Annotated in this window: 5 protein-coding genes and 1 pseudogene; all 6 read left to right on the forward strand. The window is 53.9% G+C overall.

What is annotated here, in order from left to right:
• Positions 1 to 66 precede the first annotated feature (66 nt).
• Complete coding sequence (locus CLV83_RS18465) at positions 67 to 1761, forward strand: long-chain-fatty-acid--CoA ligase (RefSeq protein ID WP_132296017.1); 1695 nt, start codon at positions 67 to 69, stop codon at positions 1759 to 1761.
• A 208-nt stretch (positions 1762 to 1969) separates the two neighbouring features.
• Entirely contained in the window at positions 1970 to 3043 is a 1074-nt protein-coding gene (locus CLV83_RS18470) for a porin (protein ID WP_132296019.1), read from the forward strand.
• A gap of 139 nt (positions 3044 to 3182) precedes the next feature.
• Positions 3183 to 4301 carry a C4-dicarboxylate TRAP transporter substrate-binding protein gene (locus tag CLV83_RS18475; RefSeq protein WP_132296022.1) on the forward strand — a complete coding sequence of 373 codons (1119 nt, stop codon included), beginning with the start codon at positions 3183 to 3185 and terminating at the stop codon, positions 4299 to 4301.
• Between the two features lie 17 nt (positions 4302 to 4318).
• Positions 4319 to 4882, forward strand: a complete 564-nt coding sequence (locus CLV83_RS18480) for a TRAP transporter small permease (protein WP_243642435.1) — start codon at positions 4319 to 4321, stop codon at positions 4880 to 4882.
• 3 nt (positions 4883 to 4885) lie between these two features.
• Positions 4886 to 6163, forward strand: a complete 1278-nt coding sequence (locus CLV83_RS18485; protein ID WP_132296024.1) for a TRAP transporter large permease — start codon at positions 4886 to 4888, stop codon at positions 6161 to 6163.
• Positions 6164 to 6219: 56 nt separating this feature from the next.
• Positions 6220 to 6353, forward strand: a pseudogene (locus tag CLV83_RS22805) (electron transfer flavoprotein subunit beta/FixA family protein); the annotation flags it as partial.

Below are 6353 nucleotides of genomic sequence, written 5' to 3' on the forward strand. Positions count from 1 at the left end.
ATTGGATACATAACTGTATGGTTTTGACCTGCAGTTGGCTCAAAACAATAAAAAGGGATGTGAAGTATGTACAAGAAAAACTTCAAATCGTGGCCTCCGGGCATGCCCCATGAGGTTGCACTTCCGACCGAGACCGTTTTTTCCAATCTGGAAAAAGCGTACAGAAAACATCCTGAAAAAATTGCGATGGTTTTCTATGAAACCGAGATCAGCTACCGGGAGCTGTATGAGTCCAGCTGCCGGATGGCGGGATGGCTGACGCAGCATTCGGGCGTTGGGAAAGGGGATCGGGTCGGGATCTTTTCGCAGAACAGCCCCCAGTATGTGATCGCCTTTTACGCCATCCTGTGCGCAGGCGGTGTTGCGGTACCGATGAACCCCATGTCGGTGGAGGAGGAGCTCGCTTTCCTGCTGGAGGATAGTGGTGCCAAGGCGCTGTTCGCGGCCACCGAACTGAATGAATCGTTCGAGAAGATTGTTGCGGGGCTCGGTGTCAGTGTTATCGGCATTGAGTACAGCGATTACCTGCGTGCCGAGACCGATCTGCCGGTTCCTGAATTTGTCAGCCAGCCGCCCTTTGCTGATTCTCTGCAGAGCCTGAAATCCTTTACCCGCTGGCGTGATGCGTTGGCGCAGGGCGAGCCGATGGAGCCGGTACAGACATCGCTGGATGACTTGGTGATGCTGCCCTACACCTCGGGCTCCACCGGTAATCCGAAAGGCTGCATGCACGATAGCGTATCCGCGCAGCATGCCATGCGGGCCATCTACGACTGGTTTGGTATCCGCGCCGATGACAGCATCCTTGTTGTTGCGCCGATGTTCCATGTGGTGGGCCTGCAGGCGGGCATGAATTCCACCATCGCCCAGGGTGCCACCATGGTGATTCTGCCGCGTTGGGATCGCACCGTAGCGGCCCATGCCATTCACAATTATCGAGTCACTGTTTGGCCCACTGTTCCGGCCATGGTGATCGACCTGATCAATGCGCCCGATTTCGATAAAGAAGAGATCGCTTCGCTGCGGGTTTTGCTCGGCGGCGGCGCCTCCATGCCGGAAGCGGTAGCCGAACATCTGCATCAGCTCTGCGGCCTGACCTATCACGAGGGTTGGGGGATGACCGAAACCGGTTGCCCGGGTACCACCAATCCGCTGCATGCACCGAAAAGTCAGTGCGGTGGCTTGCCCTGCCTGAATTCCGATGTGCGTATCGTCGATTTCACCACCCTGGAGGATATGCCGGTCGGAGAGGTAGGCGAAGTGCTGTTCGCCGGCCCGCAGTTGTGCCGTGGCTATTGGCAGAACGATGCGGCCAACGCCAAGGAGTTTGTCGAGCTTGATGGCGTTCGTTACCTGCGCACCGGAGATCTTGGGCGGATGGATGAGGATGGTTATCTGTTCCTGGTCGATCGTATCAAGCGAATGATCAATGCCTCCGGCTACAAGGTCTGGCCGAGCCAGGTTGAAACCGTGTTGCACCGTCATCCGGCCGTGCAGGAAGCCTGCGTTATTGCGGCTCAGGATGAAAAACGTGGCGAAACGGTCAAGGCCCTGATTGTCCTGAAACGCGAGTATGACCTCACTACGCCGGAATCGATTATCGAATGGAGCCGCGAGCACATGGCCGCGTACAAAATCCCGCGCATCGTCGAGTTTATCGATGCCCTGCCCAAGTCGGGCAGCGGGAAAATACTCTGGCGACGAATTCAGGAGATGGAGGATGAAAACAAAAAGAAACTTGCAGATTTAGAGGTGAGCTAGGCCCGTGCTCCTTTGCCTGAGAGCACTTACCCCGGGGTTAGCCCCGGGGATTTTTGAATACTAAGGATTAAGGAAGAGTTAAATAAGAAGTTGAATTTAATTCCCTGTCTATAACTCATAAATGATTGCGGTATTTGTCTATAAATAACGCCATTGTTTGATTATTTTTTGAATACCTTAAAATTAAAATAAATAAGGATTTAGGTAGATGAAAATAAAAAAGATCGCGGCTGCTATCATGGTGGCTGGATTATCATCGCAGGTGTCTGCGCTGGAATTGGGTGAATTTAACGGAACAACTTTCAGTGTAGGTGGTTACGTTAAAGCGGAAGGCGTGTTCAGTATGCCGGACGACGATGATAACTTTTTTGAAGGTGGCGCCCGCCAGTCCCGTATCAATTTCTCCGCGGCAAAAAATGTCGATGGACATCAGGTGCGTGGATTCATCGAAAGTGACTTCTGGGACAACAATACGACCAATAATGACAGTACCTATGCGATGCGACTGCGTCATGCCTACATCAGCGTCGACAACCTGACAGTCGGTCAGACATGGAATGGACAGTTCTTCGCCACCGCTCCGTTCGATACAGAGATGATTAACCTCTGGGGCGTGGGCACAGGTACTCTGGCCGGCAATGGCGCTGTTATCCGTCCCGATCTGGTGCTGCATTACAGCCTGGGCGGATTCCGTTTTACCTTCCAGGACCCGGTCTATGAGGATGCCGATTATCCCGATATGGTCGTTGCCTACACCAAGCGCACCCAGGGCGGACATGCCTTCAACCTTGCGATTACAGGGCGTGAGGTGGAAACCGTAGGGGATGAATCTGACTTTGGTGCAGCCATCTCTCTGGCCAGTAAGTTTCGCTTCGGCAATACCAGTTTCTCGCTCAGTGGCTTTACTGGTGAAGGCGCAGGTATCTATGCGGGCTGGGGCTACAACGGAGCGATGGGGCCGGCAACCAGTGACTATAACCCGGTCAAAGACGAGCTGATCAGAACTACCGGTTTTGCGGTGGGGGCTAGTCATAAATTCAATGACCAATGGCGCGCCAATATCCGGTATGGCCAGACCAAAGCGGATGAAGTTGCCGCTGGCATGGATGAGGATACCCTCAAGCTTGCGCTGGTTAACCTGATCTATACCCACTCTACAGGCGTCGATTTTGGTATCGAGTTCCGCGACCAGAACGTAGCCAACCGTCCGCCTTCCGCTGCAAACACTTCTCAGAGACCGGCAGGTTCCCAGGTGGAAGTGATGGCCATGTATAAATTCTAATTACATCGCTTGAATATAGGGCAATCCGTTCTTCCCCCTTCATCGGGTTGCTCTATATATCGAGAATAGATTGTAACTGGATTTACCCTGAGGCCTGAGTATTGGCTGAAAAGACTTCTAATAATAAAAAGGTGAAATCATGAAGAACTCTATCCACGCCTTAACCGGTGCCGTTGCCATATCCCTGGCTTTTACAGCTTTTGATGCTGAAGCTAAAACCATTCGTGCTGTAAGTGGTTTTGGTCCATCCCATGTAATGGCCACCACGGCTTTTCCTAAAATGGATGAAAAGCTTCGTGAATTTACCGATGGTGAGTGGAAAGTACGCGACACCCCGTCGGGTCTTATCAGTGTTGGAGAAATGAATAAAGGGCTTAAGGATAGCGTTGTTGAAATGGGTACTATGGTGCTGCCTTATTTCGCTGCGGATTATCCCGAAAGCATGCTGCCAGGCGAGCTTTCGATTATAGGCACGGATAACTGGGCGCTGGCATCGGCGGCGTCTGAATATGTATCAACCTGCAAAGAGTGTGTGGCCGAGTTTGCCAAAAATGGTCAGGTTTACACCGGCTCCGATGCGACCACAACCTACGAGCTGCTGACCACCAAGCCGGTGCGCAGCGCTGAGGACCTGCAGGGTATGCGGATTCGTACTCCGGGTTCGGTGTTCACCCGTTTCATCTCGGATATGGGCGGTGAAGCGATACAGATGCCGACCAGCGATATGTTCGAGGCGATGAATTCCGGCGTGATCGACGGTACCTACAGCGCCACCTCGGATCTTAAAAATGTCGGTCTCTACGACGTGGTGAAGTACGTCACCAATATCAACCAGGGTGTATTCAACTCGGCGGCGATGCCCAATGTCTCCCATCGCCTCTGGAACGACATGAACGAAGAGGAGCGCCATGCGCTGGTGCGTGCGGCTCAGTACGCGCAGACCTATGGCGGCCAGGGCTGGCGCGATGCGCGGGACGAGGCGACCGAAGAAGCGCTGAAGCGCGATATCGAGTTTATCGAGCCCAGCGAAGAGTTCGAGACCCGGATGGAAGCCTTCCGCAGCAATCACTTGCAGCAAGTCACCAAAACCCTGACAGACCGCGGCGTAACCAACGCTCAGGAGAAGGTGGACCGCTACCTGGCGCTGGTTGAAAAGTGGAGTGAGCTGGTGAAAACGGTGAACAGCGCCGACGAGCTGGCAGAGCTTCGCTACAAGGAGATCTGGGCGGACCGCAAGCTTACGGACTACGGCAACTGATCCAAGAGACGTAAACGATGATGAAGTCTATTGAGCGCTGGGTGAGTAAAATCACGCTGGTGTTGGGTACGGTGGTTCTGATGCTGATGGTGGCGCAGATCGTTATCGATGTGGTGATGCGTGCCGTTGCCGGATCGGGTTTTCCCGCTACTTCGGAACTGGTGAGCAAGTACTACATGGTTGCCGTCAGCTTTATGCCTATCGCCTATGCAGAAGTGCATCGCAGGCATGTTGAAGCGACGGTGTTTACCGATCTGTTATCGGCCAGAAAGAAGCAGGCGGTTACGCTGCTGGGCTTCATCATCTCCGTTTGCGTCTACGGCATTCTCACCTGGGGCAGCCTGGGTGAGGCGCTGGAACAGACCGAAAAACGCGCTTACGTGGAGTCCGGTGTCGATATTTTCTACACCTGGCCCAGTTACTGGATTTTGCCGGTCTTTCTTGGACTTATGTGGTTTGTCTGTGTAATTCGCGTTGTCACGCTGGCCTCTCATGTATTCAGGGGCAAGCTTCAAGACCTTGACGAGGGCAGGGGCGCGATCGACGTCAGCAGCAACCAAGCCAAGCAAGAGGGAGCCTGAGCCATGGATCCGATTTTGGTTGGTTTTCTCTCTCTGCTCGCGGTGCTGTTGCTGATCTTTGCCCGGGTGCCCATCGCAATGGCGCTGATGCTGGTGTCATTCTTCGGTATCTATGCGATTGTCGGTGTCGATTCGGCGCTGAGTATGGTGACAGCTATACCCTACAGCTTCTCAGCCAGTTGGACGCTGAGTTCAGTGCCGATGTTTCTGCTGATGGGATTTGTGGCCTATCACACGGGAATGACCCGGGGGCTTTTCGAGGCCGCACGAGCCTGGTTGGGCTGGTTGCCCGGCGGCTTGGCGATCTCTTCAATCGGTGGCGCCAGCGGCTTCGCGGCGGTGACCGGTTCATCCGTGGCCTGCAGTGCAGCCATCGGCCGTATCGCCATTCCGGAGATGCATCGCAATAACTACGACGTCCGAGTCGCCACTGGCGCTGTTGCTGCTGGGGGCACCATCGGCGCGCTGATCCCGCCCAGTATTCTGCTGATCATCTTTGGTATCCAGGCCGAAGTATCGATCAACAAACTCTTTGCCGGCGGCTTGATCGTCGGGTTGATCTCCATGTTCCTCTACTTCTGTGTCGTCTGGTTCGTTTACTGGCGCTCGCCAGAAAGCCTGCCGCTTGCCGAGGGTGTAAAACGGGAAGAGCGCTTGGCCGCAACGCTGGCGATCTGGCCGGTACTGGTACTGATTCTGGTCGTATTCGGAGGTCTGTTCGGCGGCCTGTTTACCGCAACTGAAGCAGGTGCCGTAGGCGCGCTGGCGACGATTATCATCGGTGTACTCAGAAAAGAGCTGCAGCGGGAGCGTTTTGTCAGTGCGATCAGCGACACCCTGCTCGCCAGTGGTTCGCTGTTTATGATCGTTATCGGGGCGACTCTTTTTACGCGCTTGATCGCGTTGACCGGTATCTCCTGGGAAATCGCCGACTGGATCGATTCAAACGGCTTCAGCCTGCTTGTCATTCTGCTGGTAATCACATTTATCTATCTTGCTTTGGGAATGTTTCTTGAGCCTATAGGGGCGATGCTACTTACGTTACCGCTGTTCCTGCCGCTGCTTGCGGATTATGGCATCGACAAGGTCTGGTTCGGTCTTCTGGTAGCCAAGCTGCTTGAAATAGGAATGATCACTCCGCCGGTAGGACTGAACGTGTTCGTGATCCATTCTGTGGCTAAAGACTACGTGACTCTGGAGAAAATATTCCGGGGCGTGTTTCCGTTTATCGTTGCGGATCTAATTTTGGTGGCGTTGATGCTGACTTATCAGCAGCTCTAAGCCCGAGGGCACAGAGGTCGCTCAAGGATTGCTGGAAAGGAAAGGCAGGACAGGAAGTGAAAATACTCGTTAGCGTAAAACGCGTCATCGACTATAACGTCAAGGTACGCGTCAAGGCCGATAACTCCGACGTGGATCTGGCCAACGTCAAAATGGCACTCAACCCCTTCTGCGAGATCGCAGTAGAGGA

Origin of the sequence: Marinobacterium mangrovicola (assembly GCF_004339595.1) — a bacterium.
Taxonomy (GTDB): Bacteria; Pseudomonadota; Gammaproteobacteria; order Pseudomonadales; family Balneatricaceae; genus Marinobacterium_D; species Marinobacterium_D mangrovicola.